Origin of the sequence: Flavobacterium sp. NRK F10, from assembly GCF_024054235.1 — a bacterium.
Classification (GTDB): domain Bacteria; phylum Bacteroidota; class Bacteroidia; order Flavobacteriales; family Flavobacteriaceae; genus Flavobacterium; species Flavobacterium sediminis.
Genome location: NZ_JAMXLC010000001.1, coordinates 3248088 through 3270055 on the forward strand (window position 1 = coordinate 3248088; position 21968 = coordinate 3270055).

Below are 21968 nucleotides of genomic sequence, written 5' to 3' on the forward strand. Positions count from 1 at the left end.
ACTTCTTTTGTTTTTATTTATTTTTTAAAATTTCTATGATCTCAGGAATTCTCTTGATATTGGCTAATTGTTTTAATTTTTCACGAGATTCTTCTGCCGGATATCCGAAATAGACTTTTCCGCCATCTAAAGATTTCGAAATCCCCGATTGCGCTAAGACAACAGCTTTAGAACCTATCGTAATACCACTAGTGGTACCTACCTGCCCCCATAGCGTTACTTCGTCCTCAATCACTACACAACCGGCTATTCCGGTTTGCGCCGCAATTAAACATTTTTTACCGATCACAGTATCATGCCCCACATGCACCTGATTGTCTATTTTAGTTCCTTCACCGATGGTTGTATCTCCGGTTACTCCTTTGTCTATAGTACACAAAGCACCGATCCCGACATTGCCTTCGATCACTACCCTACCTCCTGAAAGTAACTGGTCAAAGCCTTCCGGACGCTTTTTATAATAAAAAGCATCAGCTCCTAAAATACTTCCGGAATGGATAATAACATTATCTCCGATAACGGTATTATCATACAAGGTTACGTTAGCATGAATCAAACAATTTTTACCGATGACTACATTATGACCAATAAAGCAATTAGGCTGAATAACGGTTCCTTCTCCTATTTCTGCTGTTTCGGAAATGGATGTTGAAGCCGAAAGAAAGGGCTTAAAATGCCTGGTCAGCTTATTAAAATCCCGAAAAGGATCGTCAGAAACCAATAAAGCTTTTCCTTCCGGGCATTCCACTTCTTTGTTTATCAAAACAATGGTTGCAGCCGACTGAAGTGCCTTGTCGTAATATTTAGGATGGTCCACAAAAACGATATCTCCCGATTCTACTACGTGAATTTCGTTCATTCCCAAAACGGGAAAATCCGCATTACCGACATAATCACACTCAATGATTGCGGCAATTTCTTTTAAGCTATGTTTTCTATAAAATTTCATCAAAAAACCCCAATAAAACATTGGGGCCGTTTTTTAAAAATTAAACTCTTTCCATATATTTTCCGGTAGCAGTATCAATTTTAACTTTATCACCTTCATTGATAAATAAAGGAACGTTTACTGTTGCTCCGGTTTCTACTGTAGCCGGTTTTGTTGCGTTTGTTGCCGTATTGCCTTTAACTCCCGGTTCAGTATAAGTTATCTCTAATACAACAGAAGCCGGCATATCTACAGCTATAGGCAATTCAGTTTCTGTATTGATCTGAACCATTACATTCTCTCCTTCTTTTAATAGATCAGGAGCATCTAAGATATTTTTGTTTAAGGTAATTTGTTCAAATGTTTCATTATTCATAAAATGAAAATCTTCTCCTTCTCTGTATAAATACTGAAAAGTATGTGTTTCAACACGAACTGTTTCAATTTTATGACCGGCAGAAAAAGTATTATCCAAAACTTTTCCTGTTGTTAATGATTTTAGTTTGGTTCTAACGAAAGCAGGACCTTTTCCTGGTTTTACGTGCAAAAATTCAACAATCTTATAAATATCGTGGTTAAACTTAATACATAATCCGTTTCTAATATCTGCTGTTGTAGCCATGTTTTTTTATTTAATTTTTGTTTATGTTTTAATAAATTCCTGAATACCCTTTCATCACACCTCTCGATGAATCTTTAATAAACTGAATAATTTCATCACGTTCATTTGTAGCTTCCATTTCAGCTTCTATAATTCCTAAAGCTTGTGACGTGTTATAGTTCTTTTGATATAAAATTCGGTAAATATCCTGAATTTCCCTAATTTTTTCTGTTGAAAAACCTCTTCTTCTTAATCCTACTGAGTTGATCCCAACATACGAAAGCGGTTCTCTTGCTGCTTTTGTAAAAGGCGGAACATCTTTACGTACTAATGAACCTCCGGTTACAAAAGAGTGACTTCCGATTGAACAAAACTGATGTACGGCTACCATTCCTGCCAATACTACAAAATCACCTACTGAAATATGTCCTGCCAGATTAGTATTGTTCGAAAAGATACAATTATCCCCTACTATACAATCGTGTGCAATATGACAGTAGGCCATAATTAAACAGTTCTTTCCGATAACCGTTTTCATACGGTCTGTTGTTCCTCTGTTGATAGTTACACATTCGCGGATCGTGGTATTGTCACCAATCTCAACAATAGTGTCTTCTCCTTGATATTTCAGATCCTGTGGTGGTGCAGAGATCACTGCTCCCGGGAAAATATTACAGTTTTTTCCGATGCGGGCTCCTTCCATGATGGTTACATTAGAGCCTATCCAGGTTCCTTCCCCTATTTCAACGTTGTTGTGAATGGTTGTGAAAGGATCAATTACGACATTTCTTGCGATTTTTGCCCCCGGATGAACGTATGCTAACGGTTGATTCATATTTTGAAATGTTTTTTAATCTAAAGGATTATTTTGATTTAACAATTTGAGCCATTAATTCGGCTTCTGTCACCAATCTACCATTAGCATAAGCATAACCCTGCATGTGGCAAATTCCTCTTCGTATCGGTGATAACAACTCTAATTTAAAGAACAATGTATCACCGGGAAGTACCGGATGTTTAAAACGTACATTATCAATTTTCATGAAGTAAGTTAAATAATTTTCCGGATCGGGAACGGTACTTAATACTAAAACACCTCCGGCCTGTGCCATTGCTTCAATTTGTAAGACTCCTGGCATAACTGGCGCTCCCGGAAAATGTCCCACAAAGAACGGTTCGTTCATGGTTACATTTTTTAACCCTACTACATGAGTATCTGATAATTCCAGAATTTTGTCAACCAACAAAAACGGAGGTCTGTGCGGTAGTAATCCCATGATTTGGTTTACGTCCAAAGCCGGTTGCTGATTGATGTCGTATTTCGGTACTTGATTGCGTTCTTCTAATTTGATAATTTTAGACATCTTTTTAGCAAACTGAGTGTTTACAAAATGCCCCGGTTTATTAGCAATAACTTTACCTTTTATTTTTGTCCCGATCAATGCTAAATCTCCTAAAACGTCTAATAATTTGTGGCGGGCAGCTTCATTAGGGTAATGTAAGGTAAGATTGTCTAAAATACCGTTAGGTTTAACTGAAATATTATCTTTATCGAAAGCCTTTTTTAAATTTTCCATTGTTTCAGAGGAAATTTCCTTGTCCACATAAACAATAGCATTATTCAAATCACCACCTTTAATTAATCCGTTATTCAGTAAAGCTTCCAACTCATGTAAGAAACTGAAAGTTCTTGAATCGGCAATTTCAGTTTTAAATTCTTTAATATTTTTCATAGTAGCATTTTGAGTACCTAAAACTTTAGTCCCAAAATCTACCATGGCAGTTACATAATATTCGTCATGTGGAATAACTGTAATTTCACTTCCTGTAGCTTCATCTGTATAGGAAATAACTTCTTTTACTTCAAAAACTCTGCGCTCAGCATTTTGTTCTACAATTTCAGCCTTTTCCAAAGCTTCAACAAAATATTTGGATGAACCGTCCATAATAGGAAGTTCAGAAGCATCTAATTCGATAATAATATTGTCAATATCGCAACCTACAACAGCAGCCAATACATGTTCCGGAGTCTGGATCTTTACTCCTTTTTTCTCTAGGTTTGTACCTCTTTGCGTATTTACAACATAATTAGCATCAGCTTCAATAACCGGTTCTCCTTCCAGATCAACACGAACAAAAGTTATCCCGTTGTTAATCGGAGCCGGTTTAAAAGTCATTGTCACTTCTTGACCGGTGTGAAGCCCCACACCTTTTAATGAAATTTCATTACCAATGGTTGTTTGTTTAACCATGACGATTTATATTAGTTTAGTTGTTATTCTTCTTCAAATTTTCTAAATCGGCTACAATTTTAGGTAAGTTCTTAAAATGTACAAAGGATTTTGCAAAATCAGCATAACCGAATGCCGGGCTTCCCTGTACAACTTCATTGTCTTTTAAACTTTTACCGATTCCTGATTGTGCCTGAATACGAACATTATCTCCGATGGTAATATGTCCTACAATACCCACTTGCCCACCGATCTGACAATTTTTACCGATTTTTGTTGAACCTGCTACTCCGGTTTGTGAAGCGATCACCGTATTTTCTCCGATTTCAACATTATGAGCAATCTGAATTTGATTGTCTAATTTGACTCCTTTTCTGATTACTGTTGAACCCAATGTTGCTCTGTCTATTGTAGTACAAGAACCGATCTCAACATTATCTTCAATAATTACATTACCTATTTGCGGTACTTTTTTATAGGTTCCGTCTTCCTGCGGTGCAAAACCGAAACCATCTGATCCGATGATACTTCCTGAATGAATGGTACAATTATTACCAATAACTGTTTCAGAATAGATTCTGACACCTGCAAACAGAATAGTATTATCTCCTATCACTACATTATCGCCTATAAAACTGTTCGGATAAATCTTTACGTTATTTCCTATAGTTACATTTTTTCCGACATAACTAAAACTTCCCAGATACAGATCATCACCATAAATAACTCCTTCAGAAATAGCGCTGGGTTGTTCAATACCGGATTTCATCAGTTTTACCTGATTGTAATACTCTAATAGCGTTGAAAACGCTTTGTAAGCATCTTCTACTTTTATTAAAGTAGTTTGTATTTCCTGTTCCGGTTCAAAAGATTTGTTAACTATTGTTACCGTTGCATTTGTTGTATATATATGATTGATATATTTCGGGTTAGCCAAAAATGTCAAAGCACCTTCTGTTCCTTCTTCAATTTTAGCTAATTTAAAGACCTCTGCGTTAGGGTTTCCTACCACTTCTCCTTCTAAAATTCCAGCTATTTGCTCTGCAGTAAATTTCATTAAATTAAAATTTAAGATAAATCTCTATGGTTAAAATAGCACCTTATAGTATTACTTTAACCCGACAAAAATATAAAATTAAATTAAAAACCTCCTTTTCCTAAGATGACTTTTGGAAAACAAATAAAATATTTAGTAACGGGTTTTGACAATGCTTTCAAGTGTAATTGATCCGATGCTTCTACTACATCTTCAATGGTTTTATCTTTCTTCAGAATCCTAATCGGCTCACTCTGTTTGTTATAAGCCTGGTTTTTCAGATTCCCTTTAAAAACAAAATAGTCTAACTCTTTATCGGAAAGTCCTGTCATTTTTGCATATTCTTCTTTGTAAGGCTGTAGTGTTTCTTTTGTTGGCTTTTCATCCATCATTTTAATCTTTAGTAAGTCTCTGTTAATAATCATCTTACATAAAGAACTTAGCACTATATCTTCATTGAACTGCCATGCTTTTACAGCGCTTAAAACATCATAATCATCTAAATAAGAGAACATCTCTAAAACAAAAGCATCAAATTGTTCGATTTTAATTTTTTTCTCCAAAAAATATTGCAGTGGCTTGCTAGCCTCTAAAATGATTCCTTTGTGATACAATTCTTTCGCTCTTTTCAGGATTTTAACCAGAGTAAGTTCGGCAACTACAGATGTTTTATGCAAATAGGCCTGCCAATACATCAAACGACGGGCAACTAAAAATTTTTCTACGGAATAAATTCCTTTTTCTTCGATAACCAGTGTATCATCTTCTACATTCATCATTTGGATCAAACGTTCGCTATTTATGTTTCCTTCCGCTACACCACTGTAAAAGCTATCCCGTTTCAGATAGTCCATTCTATCCATATCCAATTGACTGGAAATTAATTGCAACATGAATTTACGATGGTATTCTCCTTTAAAAACTTTAATAGCCAGTGCTAGTTGTCCTTCAAACTCCACATTCAATTGCTCCATAAATAAGAGCGATATCTGTTCGTGCTGAATATCTTCTACAATGCTGTGCTCCATAGCATGACTAAAAGGACCATGTCCGATATCATGCAACAAAATAGCAATATACAGCGCATTCTCTTCTTCCGGAGAAATAGCAATACCTTTAAAACGGAGTGTTTGCACAGCTTTTTGCATAATATGCATACAGCCTAAGGCATGGTGAAAACGGGTATGATGCGCTCCCGGATAGACCAGATAAGACATCCCCATTTGAGAGATACGACGTAATCTTTGAAAATAAGGATGTTGGATCAGATCGTAAATTAATGTATTCGGAATTGTGATAAATCCGTAAATAGGATCGTTAAATATTTTGAGTTTATTGGTTTGGCTCACGAATTAAAAATTTTCCAACAAATATAGGAATAAAATCTGCTTTAAAAATTTTATACAAAAACAGCTTTTTTGATTAGAATAAAACTTAAAAATTAACATTTTTTGTTTTATTTGACATATTAAATTCAATAAATTTGACCGTTAAATGATAATTTGATATCTAATTTTAATTTGATAAGAATATGATGTATAATTTAAAACAAAAATTGGATAAATTTCAAGCAAAAATAGAATTATCCGAAATACTTTCCCGATTACAAATAGCTGAAAATAGCGCGTTCCAATACGAAGGTATCAGATATCGTTTAAAAAATTCCAACGGAGAAAAAGATAATTTTTTTCAATTTGACCTATTAGAAACGGATAAGATATACCATATTGATGCGATCAGGAAATTATCTATCGATTATCGTTTACGATTTTTAGACACCAAATATTATAAAAATGATTATCAGGAAAGTACTATTCATAAAATCGCTGATTTTGAAGAAAAACACGGAACTGAACTAGCCAATTTTAAAATACTGGCTCCTAAAGATAGTTTTAAGTTAGACAATTATGATGATCCTTTACTGTTTATGACCTTAGGTAACGATCATTACTATTTGTTAGACCATTGGGGAAATGATCTGCACTGGTCAAAAAAATTAATGGCTTGGCCTTTAAAGAATCTAACAAACCTTATTTTCTCTACAGCACTACTAAGTTTGCTGACAACTAATCTTGTAAATCTGGGATCAGGAAATACGTTAACCGATGTCCAATTCTTAATTATTTTATTATTCAGTTGGAAATGGATCATTGCTATTACTTTTTTCTTCCTGATCAAAAAAGGGAACAATGTAAGTGAATACAACTGGAATAGTCCATTCTATAATCATTGATCGAATTTAACAACCTGATTTTTCAAAGAAGTGCTCATTTACAGAGCAAAATATGAGCGATAAAAAATCTTAATAATGAGATTCCTCTCGTTCAGAATGAGAATAAAAACGTAAACAATCCATAAGTTAATAATCCAACTTCAGTTGATTGTTTTTTACATTATTACAATACTAAAGCTTTCTTTCTACAAGGAAGCTTTTCGTTTTTTGTATGCTTCGCACATTTTTTCAGAAACACAGTAGCATAATGAAATTTTTTAAACAAATTTTATACAATCTTTAATAAAATCTTCGTTTAATTAATAGTAAATTGCGCATTAAAATAGATACTATGAACAAAATCAAAATATTATGGGTTGATGATGAAATCGACCTGTTAAAACCTCATATATTATTCCTAGAAAAGAAAAATTACGAAGTAATAACTTGTAATAACGGCCAGGATGCTATTGATCTGTTTGACGAAAACAACTTTGATATCGTTTTTTTAGATGAGAACATGCCCGGATTGAGCGGTTTAGAAACACTAGCTGAGATCAAAGAAAGAAAATCTTCGGTTCCGGTAATCATGATCACAAAAAGTGAAGAAGAATACATCATGGAAGAAGCGATCGGTTCTAAAATTGCCGATTATCTGATCAAGCCGGTCAATCCGAACCAAATTTTACTAAGCTTAAAGAAAAATTTAGATCACTCCCGATTGGTTTCAGAGAAAACAACCTTAGACTACCAGAAGGAATTTCGAAAAATTGCCATGGACTTAGCAATGGTTAATTCCTTTGAAGACTGGATCGAACTATACAAAAAATTGGTGTATTGGGAAATGGAACTCGAAAATATTGATGACCAAAGTATGGTAGAAATATTGGAAAGTCAGAAGACTGAAGCAAATGTTCAATTCGGAAAATTCATTGAAAAAAACTACGAAGACTGGATTCAGGATCCGGATGATGCTCCTGTGTTATCACATCAGCTTTTCGGAAAATTAGTAGCTCCTGAGATCCGTAAAAAAGATAAACCCATTCTTTTTGTTGTGATCGACAACTTGAGATATGACCAATGGAAAGCCTTTGAGAACATTGTGAACAATTACTATAAATTAGAAAAAGAAGTAAGCTACTACTCTATTCTTCCTACTGCGACTCAATATGCCAGAAATGCTATTTTCTCAGGTCTATTACCTTTAGAAATGGAAAAGAAATTTCCTCAATACTGGAAAAATGATGTTGACGATGGCGGAAAAAACTTGTTTGAAGCCGAATTTTTAACTGAGCAATTAAAACGTTTAGGTTTAAACATTAAACAAGAATATTACAAGATCACTAATTTTAAAGACGGAAAAAAATTAGTTGAAAATTTCAAAGCACTAAAAAATAACGAACTTACTACCGTTGTTTACAACTTTGTAGACATGCTTTCACATTCTAAAACAGAAATGGAAGTGGTAAAAGAGCTGGCTTCAAATGATAAAGCCTATCGTTCTTTGACTGTTAGCTGGTTTAAAAATTCGCCTTTACTTGAAATTATCCAACAAGCACAACAACTAGGTTTTAGACTAATACTAACAACCGACCACGGAACCATTAACTGTAAAAATCCTTCCAAAGTGATCGGTGATAAAAATACCTCATTAAATCTTCGTTATAAAACAGGTCGCAGTCTGACTTACGAAGAAAAAGATGTTTATGCTGTGAAAGATCCTAAAAAAATAGGGTTACCGGCGATCAACATGAGCAGTTCTTTTATTTTTGCAAAAAACGACTTATTTTTAGCCTACGTTAATAATTATAATCATTACGTAAGTTATTATCGCAATACATATCAACACGGCGGAATTTCACTGGAAGAAATGATCATTCCGTTTTTAGTATTAGAACCGAAATAAACCGTTTATAGCAGTAAAATATATGACCCTGACTTACTCTTTAGATGAAATTGAGAACGTGGCTAAAGAAATTTTAGCCATTCCTCTATTAAAAAAGGTAATTACTTTTCACGCCGAAATGGGTGCCGGAAAAACAACACTTATTAAAGCTTTGGTCAAAGAGCTAGGAGTTGCTGATAATTCCAGCAGTCCTACTTTTTCTTTGGTTAATGAATACGAAGATCTGAATGGAGATCCGGTTTATCATTTTGATCTTTATCGTTTAAATTCGGAAGAAGAAGCTTATGATATGGGTATTGATGAATATTTTTATTCCGGGAACTGGTGCTTTATCGAATGGCCGGAAAAAACACCAAACCTGATCCCGATAGACCATGCTGCTATTTCCATAAAAGTAAAACCCGGAGGAAAAAGAGAATTACAAATCAAAAACTAATGATGTCCTTACCCCAAACACTAACAGCAGACAGCCTTATATTTGATCTGGATGGTACTCTCTGGGATGCTTCAGAAAGTACTGCAAAGGCATGGAATCAAGCACTTGAAGAGTTTGGTCAGAAAAACCATTCCATCAATGCTGAACAGGTACGTTCGTTTTCAGGTCAGAGAGTTGAGATCATTCTGAAAGAGAATTTTTCTTTTCTCACGGAAAAAGATATTGATCTTTTTTTTGAGACCTATAAGAAAAACGAAATGATTTATTTACAAAAAGAAGGCGGTTCCTTATTTCCGGATGTAAAAGAAACACTAGAGCAGCTTAAAGAAAGGTACAATTTATTCATTGTCAGCAATTGCTTATCCGGATATATCGAGAATTTTTTAAATTTCCACGAACTGAACCATTTATTTAACGATTTTGAATGTTCCGGTAATACAGGACAACCTAAGACCTATAACATAAAACAGGTTATTCAGAGAAATCAATTAAAGACTCCTGTATACATAGGTGATACCATATGGGATTTTGAAGCAGCACAGAATAATAATATCCCCTTTGTATATGCTCAATATGGCTTTGGTACGATTGAATTACCTTCATTTTATATCCGGCAGTTCAGAGAATTACTGGATTAAATTTTAATAAAATCACTTTCAGAAAGTTAACAGAATGAAGAATTCCTATTTTATTCCCTGTAAAATTAAATTTCTGATTCCTGAACGCTTTTAAATCTTTATTTTTTTTCCTAAATTGGCACTCCTTAACTAAAACCAAAATATGGCTATTTTCAGTCCGTTTTCAAAAGCCCAGTTGCTTCCTCAGGAAGAAAAGCTTGAAGTTACAAAACACAAGAGCGAGTTATTTATCGGAATTCCTAAAGAAATTGCTTATCAAGAAAGAAGAATTTGTTTAGCTCCCGATGCGGTCGCCTCTTTAATTTCTCACGGACACCGGGTTTTAATTGAAGCCGGAGCCGGAGAAAGTTCCAGCTATGCCGACAAAGAATACCAAGATGCTGGGGCTGAAGTAACGAACGATACACAAAAGGTTTTTAGTTGCCCGATGATATTGAAAGTAGAACCGCCAACATTACCTGAAATAGAAATGATGAACCCACAAACGATTCTCATTTCAGCAATCCAGTTAAAAACACAACGCAAGGAATATTTTCAGGCTCTGGCACAAAAAAGGATTACGGCATTAGCCTTTGAATTTATAAAAGATGAAGACGGCTCTTACCCTGCGGTACGTTCTCTCTCAGAAATTGCAGGAATTGCCTCTATCCATATCGCAGCCGAATTAATGATCAATCAGAATATCGGTAAAGGATTGCTTTTCGGGAATATTACAGGTGTTCCTCCTACTGAAGTTGTAATCATAGGATCCGGAACCGTTGCAGAATATGCAGCACGAACAGCTCTCGGCTTAGGTGCCAATGTAAAAGTTTTTGATAACTCGATCACTAAATTACGTCGCCTTCAGAACACCTTAAACCAAAGAATCTTTACATCAACCATACAAGAAAAAATACTTTTAAAAGCACTGAGACGTTGTGATGTAGCCATCGGAGCCATGCGTGGCAAAAACCGAGCTCCTATAGTCGTTACTGAAACCATGGTTGAATATATGAAAAAAGGCGCTGTTATTGTGGATGTAAGTATTGACACCGGTGGTTGTTTTGAAACCTCAGAAGTGACCACTCATGATAAACCGACATTTATTAAGAACAATGTAATTCACTATTGTGTGCCTAATATCCCTTCGAGATATTCCAAAACGGCATCAATGTCTATCAGTAATATTATTTCTCCTTTCTTACTGCATATTGCTGATGACGGCGGAATTGAAAGTGCCATTCGTTGCAATCGCGGTTTAAAGAACGGGATCTACATGTATCATGGCTTATTAACCAACAGATCTATAGCCGATTGGTTTAGCCTGGAATTCAGAGATATTAATTTAATCGTTTTCTAACCACAATGTTCTTTCGTTAAATTTGTTAAAAGAATATAAATATTAAGCGCCAATACAAAATTTAGTTTTTACCTTTGGCAAAAAGAATTTAGAAGAATGAAATTCAAATTTCGATTAGCCTATTATTTATTCGGGCTTTTTATTGGTATTTATTTTGTAGTTTATTTTTTAGGTGCTAAAGCAAAATCAAGAGGTGTTGAATTCTGTTATTTACCCAATTGCAGAGTTTTACAGGATTTACGAAAAAAACCTTTAGATATAACTCCAGAAGCAGAGCAACAATTGCACCAAGGCTGGGTAAATCTTGATGATATAAAAAAGACATTAGAATATGGTGATGTAGATTTTTCTCAAAGTAATAAAGCTTACAAAAAAGGTAAAATTTATGTCATAGAGGGCAAAAATGCTAAAAATGAAGAAATTACCATAACTATGATTAATTACCCTAGTAAAGCTGTTTTAGAAAAAGTAGAAAAAAATTAAAAAATATTTTCAAAACGCTTGCAAATATAAATAATGGGTGTATATTTGCACTCGCATTTCAGAAGTAGAAATGTTAATACAAAAGGGCGATTAGCTCAGCTGGTTCAGAGCACCTCGTTTACACCGAGGGGGTCGGGGGTTCGAATCCCTCATCGCCCACAAAAATTTAATCCCGCTTAAAGCGGGATTTTTTTATTTCTTCCTATTTCTCTTTTTTATTCTATCGAATATTCAACATTACTGAACTTTAACATCAATTAACCTTTAAAAGTTTTATCTAAACTTAAGATAAGCCAATTTTACCGTTCAAAAAGCTTAAAAACCATTTCAAAAGAATTTATGAAGAAAAACATTTTACCATTAGCGCTGGGAGGTCTCGGCATTGGCACTACAGAATTTGTAATTATGGGCTTACTACCCGACGTAGCTCAAAGCTTACAGATCAGTATCCCCCAAGCCGGTCATCTAATTTCAGCCTATGCTTTAGGAGTGGTTATCGGCGCTCCGGTTTTAGTTGCTCTTTCCTCTCAACATCCTCCTAAAAAGATTTTAATGTATCTAATGGTTATTTTTACATTGTTCAACGGACTTTCTGCCTTAGCGCCTGATTATTGGAGTTTACTCATTCTACGTTTCTTATCCGGATTGCCACACGGAGCCTTTTTCGGTGTCGGTACAGTTGTTGCCACCCGACTGGCATCTCCCGGAAAACAAGCACAAAGTATCGCCATGATGTTCACCGGATTAACCATAGCAAATTTAGCAATGGTACCATTAGTAACTTATATAGGTCATACATATACCTGGAGATGGGCATTTGGTATAGTAGCTATTTTAGGTCTTATAACACTAATAACCTTAAAAACATTATTACCGTTTTTACCACGATTAAGCAGCAATACAGGAAGATCCGAATTTGCTTTTCTTCAATCAAAACAAGCTTGGCACGTCATACTCATTACAGCGATAGGTTTCGGAGGATTATTTGCCTGGTTCAGCTATATATCACCATTAATGACCGAAGTATCCGGTTTTTCAGAAGACAGTACGGCTTATATTATGATCCTGGCTGGCGCCGGAATGGTTTTCGGTAATATATTAGGAGGTATTTTAGCTGATAAAATGAGCCCTTCAAAAGCAAGTGCGCTTTTACTTTTTATAATGACTTTAGCATTAATTACCGTATTTTTCTTTTCAGAATATAAATTTATTGCTTTAATTCTGACTTTTATTTGCGGTGCCTTATCCATGTCTGTTTCTTCACCTATCAACATGATGATGCTCTCTTCTGCAAAAAATTCAGAAATGATTGCCGCAGCCTTCATGCAAGCCGCATTCAACATCGCCAATACTTTAGGTGCCTTTTTTGGCGGACTTCCTTTAGAGAACGGGCTTTCTTACAATTATCCTTCTTTAGTTGGTGCGCTAATGGCTTTCTCAGGATTCCTATTAAGCTTAGCCTATATCAAACAATACCGAAATCAAAGTACATAAAAAAAGGCTGTTAAAAACAGCCTTTTTATTTTATAATTTTCGTCTTTGTTTCTCTTTTTTTAGCAACATCAACTCCCTGCTGGTTTGACCGGCAACAGATGTGTTCTCTTCTGCTCTTCGGATCAAATACGGCATCACATCACGTACCGGACCAAAAGGCAAATATTTAGCAACATTATACCCGTGTGCAGCTAAATTATAACTAATATTATCACTCATTCCGTATAATTGCCCGAAAAATACCCGCTTATCATTTTTAGCAATACTTTTTTGCGCCATCAATTCCATTAACTTATACGAACTATGTTCATTGTGAGTTCCTGCAAAAACAGCCATGTGGTCAATATGATCAAGCATATAAGCCACAGCAGCATCATAGTTTTCATCAGTCGCTTGTTTGCTAACACAAATAGGAGATTTATAGCCTTTTTCCTGAGCACGATTATTTTCTTTTTCCATATAAGCGCCCCGAACCAATTTCATCCCGATATGAAATCCTTCTTTTTTTGCTTCTTCATGTAGCTTTTTAAGGTAATCCAATCTGTCCCAACGATACATTTGAAGCGTATTGTAAACGATTGCTTTCTCCTTATTGTATTTACGCATCATTTGAGCTACCAAATCATCAGCAGCATCCTGCATCCAACTCTCTTCTCCGTCAATTAAAAGCGCAACATCTAATTCATAAGCTGTTTTACACACCTTATCAAAACGTTCTTCTACTTTTTTCCATTCTAATTTCTCTGATTCGGTCAATTCCTCCCCTGCTCCTATTTTTTCATACAAGGCAAAACGTCCGAAGCCGGTTGGTTTAAACACTGCAAAAGGAATAGCTAAACGCTCTTTTGCGAACACAATTGTTTTAAGTGTAATTTCAAGAGCAGAATCAAACTGTATCTCCTCTTCTTTTCCTTCTACTGAATAGTCCAATACAGAGGATACTCCTTTGGTAAACATCTTATCCACTACCGTTAAGCAATCATTTTCGTTCACTCCCCCGCAAAAATGATCAAAAACCGTTGAGCGAATTAATCCCTCCACTGGCAAATGTGCTTTCAGCGCAAAGTTGGTTACTGCAGTACCTATCTTTACAAGTGGCTCACTTTCAATTAATTTGAATAAAAAATAAGCCCTTTCTAACTCGGTATCACTTTTTAAAGCAAAAGCTATTTCCGTGTTGTCAAAAATTTTTTCCATTTTAAGAAATCATAAAATTGCTCTGCAAATATACTTCAGTAACCTATTATTTTAAATAAAAATTACCGTATTTTGTAGAAAAATTAAATTTTACAATGCAAACCATAAAAGCCAATCATTACGAAATATTTTTTAACGAAAATTGCTATCAGTATTTAGCCGAACTATTAACGACTGACCGTTATTCAAAAGTATTCGTAATTGTTGATGAAAATACATCTCAATATTGTTTACCTGCTTTTTTATCACAGTTAGTTACCGAAATAACAATTGAAATCATTGAATTAGAAGCAGGCGAACAGCATAAAAATATTGCGACTTGTTTAGAGGTTTGGCAGGCTATGACAGATCTTGGCGGTGACAGAAAGAGCATTGTTCTGAATCTGGGAGGTGGTGTTGTAACCGATCTAGGTAGTTTTGTAGCTTGTACATTTAAAAGAGGAATCGATTTTATCAATATCCCTACTACTCTACTTTCTATGGTTGATGCTTCTGTAGGAGGTAAAAATGGTGTTGATCTGGGAAATCTAAAAAATCAAATCGGAATCATCCGCGAACCTAAAGCTGTTCTTATTGATACTGCTTTTTTATCCAGTTTATCTTCCAGAGAAATGCGCTCCGGATTAGCAGAGATGCTAAAACACGGAATAATTGCTGATAAAACTTATTGGGATAAATTTAAAAATTTAAAAGACTTAAGTACAGAGGATTTAGACACTTTAATTTACCAATCCGTTGAAATAAAAAACAGCATCGTGTCTGAAGATCTGACAGAAAACGGAATCAGAAAAGCTTTGAATTTCGGGCATACATTAGGTCACGCTATCGAAAGTTATTTTTTAGAGAACGAGAACAAAGAAAATCTTTTACACGGAGAAGCTATTGCGATCGGAATGATCTTAGAAGCTTACCTTTCAACGGTAAAAGGCTTTTTGACAAATGAAGAATATCAGGAAATCAAATACCATTTGAATGACATCTACGAAATCGTAGATTTTGACGAAAAAGATATTCAAAATATCATCGATTTGATGATTTATGATAAGAAAAATGAGTTTGGAAAAGTTCAATTTGTATTACTCGAAAGTATCGGCAAGATAAAAATTAATCAATTCTGCGATAACGATTTGATTTACAATGCTTTTGAAGATTACCAAAAGTGACTTTTTTTTAATTCTTAATTTGTATTTTATAATACAATATTTTTTATTTTTGCCGCTATGAAAGCATTAAAACTGACAAGCATCTGTCTGAATCCCATAAGTGTTCAAAAGAGCACTCGATTTGCATTTGCTAAAAGTTTATATACTACTACTTTCATCGATATCTTTATGTTTTTAAAAGCAATACACGAGAAGTTCCCTATCTTTTTCGCTAATATCAGAGTTTAAAAAAATAAGAATCAATTGATTTTTTTAGTTTTTACTTATTTTTTTAACTTTATATAAAATTTTATAGATGAAGACAAGTTATTACGACTTAATTAATCAAACTTTTTATTTTCCACAAGAAGAATTCACTTTAAATAAAGATAATTTACAGTTTCACGGTATTGACCTGATGAAACTAGTGGAAGAATATGGTACTCCGTTGAAGTTTACCTATCTTCCGAAGATTTCAAAAAATATCAAACGAGCTAAAACCTGGTTCCGTAATTCAATGGAAAAATTGGATTATGACGGTAAATATTACTACTGTTATTGTACCAAAAGTTCGCATTTTAAATTTGTTTTAGACGAAGCTCTAAAAAATAATATCCACATTGAAACATCTTCTGCTTACGATATCAATATTGTAGAAAAATTGATTGAAGACGGAAAAATAAATAAAAATACTTTTGTAATATGTAACGGTTTCAAACGCGAACAATACATTGAAAATATTGCTCGTTTAATTAATAACGGACATAAAAATACAATGCCTGTTATTGATAATTATGAAGAGTTAGACTTGTTGCAAGAACAAATCAAAGGTAAATTTAAAATAGGAATCCGCATTGCAGCGGAAGAAGAACCGAAATTTGAATTCTATACTTCTCGTTTGGGAATAGGATATAAAAACATTGTTCCTTTTTACCGCAAACAGATTCAGGATAATAAAAAAGTTGAACTGAAAATGCTTCACTTCTTTATCAATACCGGAATACGTGATACGGCATACTACTGGAATGAGCTTTTAAAATGTATGAAAGTTTACATTGCTCTTAAAAAAGAGTGTCCTAGTCTTGATAGTTTGAATATCGGTGGTGGATTCCCTATTAAGAGTTCATTAGCTTTTGATTATGATTACCAATACATGGTGGAAGAAATTCTGAATCAGATCAAAATTGCTTGTGATGAAGCTGAAATTGATGTTCCTAATATTTTTACTGAATTCGGTTCGTTTACAGTAGGTGAATCCGGCGGTGCCATTTATGAAGTTTTATACCAAAAACAACAAAATGACCGTGAAAACTGGAATATGATCGACTCTTCGTTCATTACTACTCTTCCTGACACCTGGGCAATCAACAAGCGCTTTGTTATGATGGCTGTGAATCGATGGAATGACTCCTATGAAAGAGTACTTTTAGGAGGACTAACTTGTGATAGTGATGATTATTACAATTCTGAACAACACATGAATGCCGTTTACTTACCTAAATACAATAAAGAAAAACCTTTGTATATAGGATTTTTTAATACCGGAGCTTATCAGGAAACTATAGGAGGATTCGGAGGATTACACCACTGTTTAATCCCTCAGCCCAAACACATTTTGATCGATCGGGATAAAAACGGAATTATAGCTACCGAAATTTTCTCGGAACAACAAAAAGCGGACGATGTATTAGAAATTTTAGGGTACAATAAAAAACAACAATAATCATAAACTGCTCCGATATTTTATAAAAACATTCGAGTCGGTAAAAAATAAAAAACATGAAAGGACCAATTAGTCAATTTGTAGAAAATCATTACCTACACTTTAACGCTGCAGCTTTAGTAGATGCCGCAAAAGGATACGAAACACATTTACTTGACAACGGAAAAATGATGGTTACTTTGGCCGGTGCCATGAGTACAGCCGAATTAGGAAAGTCATTAGCTGAAATGATCCGTCAGGATAAGATCCATATTATCTCTTGTACCGGTGCGAACCTTGAAGAGGATATCATGAACCTTGTAGCACATAACTCTTACAAGAGAGTACCTCATTATCGCGATCTTTCTCCTCAGGAAGAATGGGAATTATTAGAAAATCATTACAATCGTGTGACAGATACTTGTATTCCTGAAGAAGAAGCTTTCCGAAGACTACAATCACATCTGCATGACATCTGGAATAAAGCAGACAAAGCCGGAGAACGTTATTTCCCGCACGAGTTCATGTATCAGATGATCAATTCCGGAGTTTTAGAGCAGTATTATGAAATTGACCCTAAAGATTCATGGATGGTTGCTGCTGCTGAGAAAAATTTACCGATTGTAGTTCCGGGTTGGGAAGACAGTACTATGGGGAATATTTTTGCATCCTACTGTATTAAAGGTGAGTTCAAAGCTACTACTATGAAAAGTGGTGTAGAATACATGATGTGGTTAGCGGATTGGTACAAAAACAATTGTGAAGGAAAAGGAATAGGTTTCTTCCAGATCGGAGGAGGTATTGCCGGAGATTTCCCGATCTGTGTTGTACCGATGTTATATCAGGACATGGAAATGCACGATGTTCCTTTCTGGGCTTATTTCTGTCAGATATCAGATTCCACAACCAGTTACGGTTCGTATTCGGGAGCAGTTCCGAATGAAAAAATCACTTGGGGAAAATTGGATATTCACACTCCTAAATTCATTGTAGAATCAGATGCAACCATTGTTGCACCGCTTATTTTCGCGTATATTTTAGGTTGGTAATTTTTTTAAAAAAATCACCTTAAAATATTTGATTTTTTCATTTAGGATATTACATTTGACAAAAATACAAGACTAAAAACAACCCAATGAAAAGAGTAATTGTTGATTACGCAAAATTGACAAACGAAATCTTAACACTACTAGTTGAGAAATTCCCTGACGGCTATGATGAAACTGATATCATCCGTTTTAAAAATGCTAAAAATGAGACAATTGAAGCTGTTGAAGTCCGCACTGAAGACACTATTTATCTTGTAAAAGTAAGTACAAAACTTGCCGACAGGATTGAGAATTTTGAAGATGACGACCTAGACGGACCTGCAGATGATGATTCATTAGATGCTTTAAAAGATTTGGAAATCGCAGACGAATCTGAAGAAGATTAATATAAAAAAGGAGCTTAAATTTTTAAGCTCCTTTTTTATATTATAAATAGCGTTCTTTAATAATACTAATATGATGTGTTTCATGCCCCAAAATGACATACCCCATAGCTCCTACCGACATTTGATTTCCGGACACTTCTCCTCTTCTGTTCAACTGTTCTTCTTTAAAATTTTCAAATAATGAAATTGTTGCTTTTCTAACCGTCTGAAATTCTTTTAATAAACTTTCCATACTTCTGTCATTTGCATTAGCAAATTGAACAAAATCATTTTCTTCAAAACCGGGTAAAGCTGTTTTATCATTGCGAGCCACCCTCAAACTTCTGTATGAAAAGATGCGTTCGGTATCCGTTAAATGATGTAGGATATCTTTAGGCGTCCATTTATCCGGTGCGTATCTGAATTCTATTTTATCTTTCGGAATTTGCTTAAAAAAAGTCACCAACTCTTCTTCTTGTTGAGACAATCCTTCAACAATATCCTGATGTCTCGAGGCATTCTTTATATATTTCTCGTAAAAAGGCGGAAAAAAAAGTTCTATTGAATTCATAAAGGTCTAAAATTAAAAAAATCCCGAAAAAATCGGGATTTAAGATATAAACAATTTATTTTTACAATTCTTTAAAGATCGTGTGCATTAAACGTTTTTTATCATTAATGCTTTCTTCGAGAGAGATCATGGTCTCTGTTCTGTAAACACCTTCAATATCGTCAATTAAGAAAATCACTTCTTTGGCATGTTTAGTATCTTTGGCACGAATCTTACAGAAAATATTAAATTTTCCGGTAGTTACATGAGCCACTGTCACAAAAGGAATTTCACTAATTCTTTCCAATACAAATTTAGTCTGAGAAGTATTATGAAGAAATACACCTACATAAGCAATAAAAGCATAACCAAGTTTTTCATAATCCAGCGTCAATGAAGAACCTTGAATAATTCCTGCATCCTCCATCTTTTTAACACGTACGTGAACAGTACCGGCAGATATTAATAATTTTTTTGCAATATCTGTAAACGGAACTCTTGTATTGTCAATCAACATATCCAAAATTTGGTGATCAACTTCATCTAAACGAAACTTACTCATAAAAGTGCTTATATTAAATTATATTAAAACGCAATATTAGTTATTTATTTTTAATCCATTGCAAAATTTTAACAAATTATCTAAATAAAAATCAGCTTTTTGTCCTATTTTAGGGAAATTGATATTTTCTGCTGAAAATAATTTATTTGCTCCGTCAAATTCGCAATGCCCTACATTTTCTTCTAAATCACCTACTTTTGCTATCCTTGCTTCAAAAATAACCTTACCATTTTCAAGTAATTCAGAATATTGCGCCGCAAAGTTAATTATTTTTTTCTGATTATTTTCAATTATTTTCACGTTTTTATAAATAAAATCAAAAAAATGAGGAGAATTTTGAGGAATTGTTAAGTATTTTTCCAAATCGTTATCAACTATAACGTTTTCGTTAATAGCATAAACCGCTGAAATTAAAGCTATAAATACAAATTTTCTCACTGTATCACGCTCATAATCGTCCTGAAAATGCCCGGCTTCAAACAAAATTGTAGGGATTTGTTGCGCAGTTAAATAATCTCCGATACAGTTTATATTAAAACTATCATCAAAGCGCCCTATTTGATCGGGAATAACACCTTGTAAATTATCATACATCTTATTAATAACGTGCATAGCCTTTAGTCTAACATCATTAACTTCTCGTTCTTCATTATAAGCAGGAGCTAAAAATGACATTGTTGCCGGTTTTTGCAACCCAATTGTACCGAAAATAGTACGTTGATCGTGTAAATTAAAGCAATAATCAGGCTGTATTTGTTCAACAAGCTTTCTCAATACTTTACTTTCCGGTTGTGAAAGGTTAAAAGCGTCTCTGTTTAAGTCAACTTCATTTGCATTTACACGCGTATATGCTTCTGCCCCGTCAGGATTTAAGATAGGAACCATATATAAGGTAAAATTCTCTTTAATAAAGGTATTGAATACACTATCAGAATTAAGATAATGAAGAAAATCAAGTAATCCTTTAGTAGTTGTTGATTCATTGCCGTGCATTTGAGACCACATCAATAGCTTTTTTGAACCTCTTCCAAAAGTTACTAACGGAATATCTTTCCCTAAAGCAGACTGCCCGACAACTTCTAATTTAAAATCAGTAGTAAGCGTTTTAAGAAACGGCAAAATCATTTCCAGAGTAACGTATCTCCCTTTTATTTCAGAAACTAAATTTTGTTTCGCTATATCTAATAAATTCATGGATTATAAACTTTTTACAAATGTAAACATCTTATAGTTTACAAATGTAAAACAATAAAATCTATTAATAATTTACAATTGTAATTTACTATACTAGTCCTTATTGATTAGTTATCTATGATTAAGACACATTTGTAAACTATTTTATTTATATAAATACAAAATATTGTATTTCAGTATATTAAATACTAATACTTAAAGTTTTAATTATATTACTCCAGATCATTTTTATCACTATTTACATTTGTAAACTTGCTTATTTCAATTACTTTATTTACATTTGTGAAACAATGATGTAATACCTATTTACAATGGTAAACACTGATGAATTTACAAAAAGACTAGAAAATATCTTTGACTTTTACGGGTTAACTGCTTCTTCGTTTGCCGATAAAATCGGTGTACAACGCTCTAGTTTATCTCACCTACTCTCGGGTAGAAACAAACCCAGTCTGGATTTTGTAATGAAAGTAATTGAAGTTTTTCCGGAAGTAGACTTGTACTGGATTTTAAATGGGAAGGGAACTTTTCCTAAAACTGAAATTCAAGAAGAGAAAAAAGTAGAGTCTCCTTCTGCTCTGTCACAACCTGTTCAAAAACGGAATTCTACTTCTGATGATTTATTTAGTTCGTCAGAAAATATAGAAGAGACAAAAAATGGCGTAAATGAAATTCCTGAAGAAAAAAAATCAAATACGCAAGTTTTGGAAGAGACCTTAATAAACTCTATAAACACTTCTACTATAGATGCAATTGTCATTTTTTATGCTGATGGGACTTTTACGAAATATACTCAAAAAAAATAAGGACTTAAAATAATGCTTTACTACCTTACCTAAAACCAATTAAATATGTCCGCTCTTTCCATACGAATGCCAAAAGTTTAAAATCAACTGTGAATTC

At 34.1% G+C, this 21968-nt stretch carries 21 protein-coding genes, 1 tRNA gene and 1 pseudogene; 13 read left to right on the plus strand and 10 right to left on the minus strand.

Annotated elements, in window-relative coordinates; translation table 11 throughout:
* Positions 1–13 precede the first annotated feature (13 nt).
* From NHF50_RS14825 to NHF50_RS14850, 6 genes are all read right to left on the minus strand, one after another.
* Complete coding sequence (locus NHF50_RS14825; RefSeq protein WP_252777170.1) at positions 14–949, minus strand: UDP-3-O-(3-hydroxymyristoyl)glucosamine N-acyltransferase; 936 nt, start codon at positions 947–949, stop codon at positions 14–16.
* 40 nt (positions 950–989) lie between these two features.
* The gene (efp, locus tag NHF50_RS14830; RefSeq protein WP_109570385.1) at positions 990–1550 is read right to left on the minus strand and encodes an elongation factor P; all 561 of its coding nucleotides are present in this window, start codon (positions 1548–1550) and stop codon (positions 990–992) included.
* 28 nt (positions 1551–1578) lie between these two features.
* Complete coding sequence (lpxA, locus tag NHF50_RS14835) at positions 1579–2364, minus strand: acyl-ACP--UDP-N-acetylglucosamine O-acyltransferase (RefSeq protein WP_109570386.1); 786 nt, start codon at positions 2362–2364, stop codon at positions 1579–1581.
* A 28-nt stretch (positions 2365–2392) separates the two neighbouring features.
* The gene (locus NHF50_RS14840) at positions 2393–3781 is read right to left on the minus strand and encodes a bifunctional UDP-3-O-[3-hydroxymyristoyl] N-acetylglucosamine deacetylase/3-hydroxyacyl-ACP dehydratase (protein ID WP_109570387.1); all 1389 of its coding nucleotides are present in this window, start codon (positions 3779–3781) and stop codon (positions 2393–2395) included.
* A 16-nt stretch (positions 3782–3797) separates the two neighbouring features.
* Positions 3798–4817: a UDP-3-O-(3-hydroxymyristoyl)glucosamine N-acyltransferase gene (lpxD, locus tag NHF50_RS14845; RefSeq protein WP_252777171.1), complete on the minus strand. Its 1020-nt coding sequence runs from the start codon at positions 4815–4817 to the stop codon at positions 3798–3800.
* Positions 4818–4900: 83 nt separating this feature from the next.
* Positions 4901–6145, minus strand: coding sequence for an HD domain-containing protein (locus NHF50_RS14850; RefSeq protein ID WP_252777172.1), 1245 nt, complete (start codon positions 6143–6145; stop codon positions 4901–4903).
* A 206-nt stretch (positions 6146–6351) separates the two neighbouring features.
* Between NHF50_RS14850 and NHF50_RS14855 the strand changes: the two genes are divergently transcribed.
* The 8 genes from NHF50_RS14855 (at position 6352) to NHF50_RS14890 (ending at position 13304) form a co-directional block, all read left to right on the plus strand.
* Positions 6352–7029, plus strand: a complete 678-nt coding sequence (locus NHF50_RS14855) for a hypothetical protein (protein ID WP_146193492.1) — start codon at positions 6352–6354, stop codon at positions 7027–7029.
* Positions 7030–7360: 331 nt separating this feature from the next.
* On the plus strand, positions 7361–8914 hold the full coding sequence (locus NHF50_RS14860; RefSeq protein ID WP_109570391.1) for a response regulator: 1554 nt from the start codon (positions 7361–7363) through the stop codon (positions 8912–8914).
* Between the two features lie 22 nt (positions 8915–8936).
* Positions 8937–9350, plus strand: coding sequence for a tRNA (adenosine(37)-N6)-threonylcarbamoyltransferase complex ATPase subunit type 1 TsaE (gene tsaE / locus NHF50_RS14865; protein ID WP_109570392.1), 414 nt, complete (start codon positions 8937–8939; stop codon positions 9348–9350).
* Positions 9350–9988 (plus strand): HAD family hydrolase, encoded by a 639-nt coding sequence (locus NHF50_RS14870; protein ID WP_252777174.1) that lies wholly within the window; start codon positions 9350–9352, stop codon positions 9986–9988. Before tsaE ends, NHF50_RS14870 begins: the two co-directional genes overlap by 1 nt.
* Before the next feature lie 142 nt (positions 9989–10130).
* Positions 10131–11327 carry an alanine dehydrogenase gene (locus NHF50_RS14875; protein ID WP_109570394.1) on the plus strand — a complete coding sequence of 399 codons (1197 nt, stop codon included), beginning with the start codon at positions 10131–10133 and terminating at the stop codon, positions 11325–11327.
* A 96-nt stretch (positions 11328–11423) separates the two neighbouring features.
* Positions 11424–11810, plus strand: a complete 387-nt coding sequence (locus NHF50_RS14880) for a DUF4258 domain-containing protein (RefSeq protein WP_252777176.1) — start codon at positions 11424–11426, stop codon at positions 11808–11810.
* An 84-nt stretch (positions 11811–11894) separates the two neighbouring features.
* Positions 11895–11969 (plus strand) — tRNA-Val (locus tag NHF50_RS14885).
* 180 nt (positions 11970–12149) lie between these two features.
* On the plus strand, positions 12150–13304 hold the full coding sequence (locus NHF50_RS14890) for an MFS transporter (RefSeq protein ID WP_252777178.1): 1155 nt from the start codon (positions 12150–12152) through the stop codon (positions 13302–13304).
* A 30-nt stretch (positions 13305–13334) separates the two neighbouring features.
* On the opposite strand, the gene NHF50_RS14895 is transcribed toward NHF50_RS14890, so the two are convergent.
* Positions 13335–14501, minus strand: coding sequence for a proline dehydrogenase family protein (locus tag NHF50_RS14895; protein WP_252777179.1), 1167 nt, complete (start codon positions 14499–14501; stop codon positions 13335–13337).
* 95 nt (positions 14502–14596) lie between these two features.
* Here NHF50_RS14895 and aroB point away from each other — a divergent pair, with 95 nt between their 5' ends.
* The 4 genes and pseudogenes from aroB to NHF50_RS14915 form a co-directional block, all read left to right on the plus strand.
* Positions 14597–15664 carry a 3-dehydroquinate synthase gene (gene aroB / locus NHF50_RS14900; protein WP_252777180.1) on the plus strand — a complete coding sequence of 356 codons (1068 nt, stop codon included), beginning with the start codon at positions 14597–14599 and terminating at the stop codon, positions 15662–15664.
* Between the two features lie 295 nt (positions 15665–15959).
* On the plus strand, positions 15960–17366 hold the full coding sequence (locus NHF50_RS14905; protein ID WP_109570398.1) for an arginine decarboxylase: 1407 nt from the start codon (positions 15960–15962) through the stop codon (positions 17364–17366).
* A gap of 56 nt (positions 17367–17422) precedes the next feature.
* Positions 17423–18394 (plus strand): deoxyhypusine synthase family protein, encoded by a 972-nt coding sequence (locus tag NHF50_RS14910; RefSeq protein ID WP_109570399.1) that lies wholly within the window; start codon positions 17423–17425, stop codon positions 18392–18394.
* An 86-nt stretch (positions 18395–18480) separates the two neighbouring features.
* Positions 18481–18777 (plus strand): annotated as a pseudogene (locus NHF50_RS14915) (hypothetical protein); the annotation flags it as partial.
* A gap of 43 nt (positions 18778–18820) precedes the next feature.
* Here NHF50_RS14915 and NHF50_RS14920 read toward each other — a convergent pair.
* The 3 genes from NHF50_RS14920 to NHF50_RS14930 all read right to left on the minus strand — a co-directional run bounded on the left by NHF50_RS14920 (position 18821) and on the right by NHF50_RS14930 (position 21065).
* The gene (locus tag NHF50_RS14920) at positions 18821–19330 is read right to left on the minus strand and encodes a DinB family protein (protein WP_252777181.1); all 510 of its coding nucleotides are present in this window, start codon (positions 19328–19330) and stop codon (positions 18821–18823) included.
* Between the two features lie 61 nt (positions 19331–19391).
* Positions 19392–19871, minus strand: coding sequence for an Lrp/AsnC family transcriptional regulator (locus NHF50_RS14925; protein WP_109570401.1), 480 nt, complete (start codon positions 19869–19871; stop codon positions 19392–19394).
* 36 nt (positions 19872–19907) lie between these two features.
* Positions 19908–21065 carry a M14 metallopeptidase family protein gene (locus NHF50_RS14930; protein ID WP_252777182.1) on the minus strand — a complete coding sequence of 386 codons (1158 nt, stop codon included), beginning with the start codon at positions 21063–21065 and terminating at the stop codon, positions 19908–19910.
* Positions 21066–21376: 311 nt separating this feature from the next.
* Here NHF50_RS14930 and NHF50_RS14935 point away from each other — a divergent pair, with 311 nt between their 5' ends.
* Positions 21377–21871 (plus strand): helix-turn-helix transcriptional regulator, encoded by a 495-nt coding sequence (locus NHF50_RS14935; RefSeq protein ID WP_252777183.1) that lies wholly within the window; start codon positions 21377–21379, stop codon positions 21869–21871.
* The last annotated feature ends 97 nt before the right edge of the window (positions 21872–21968 follow it).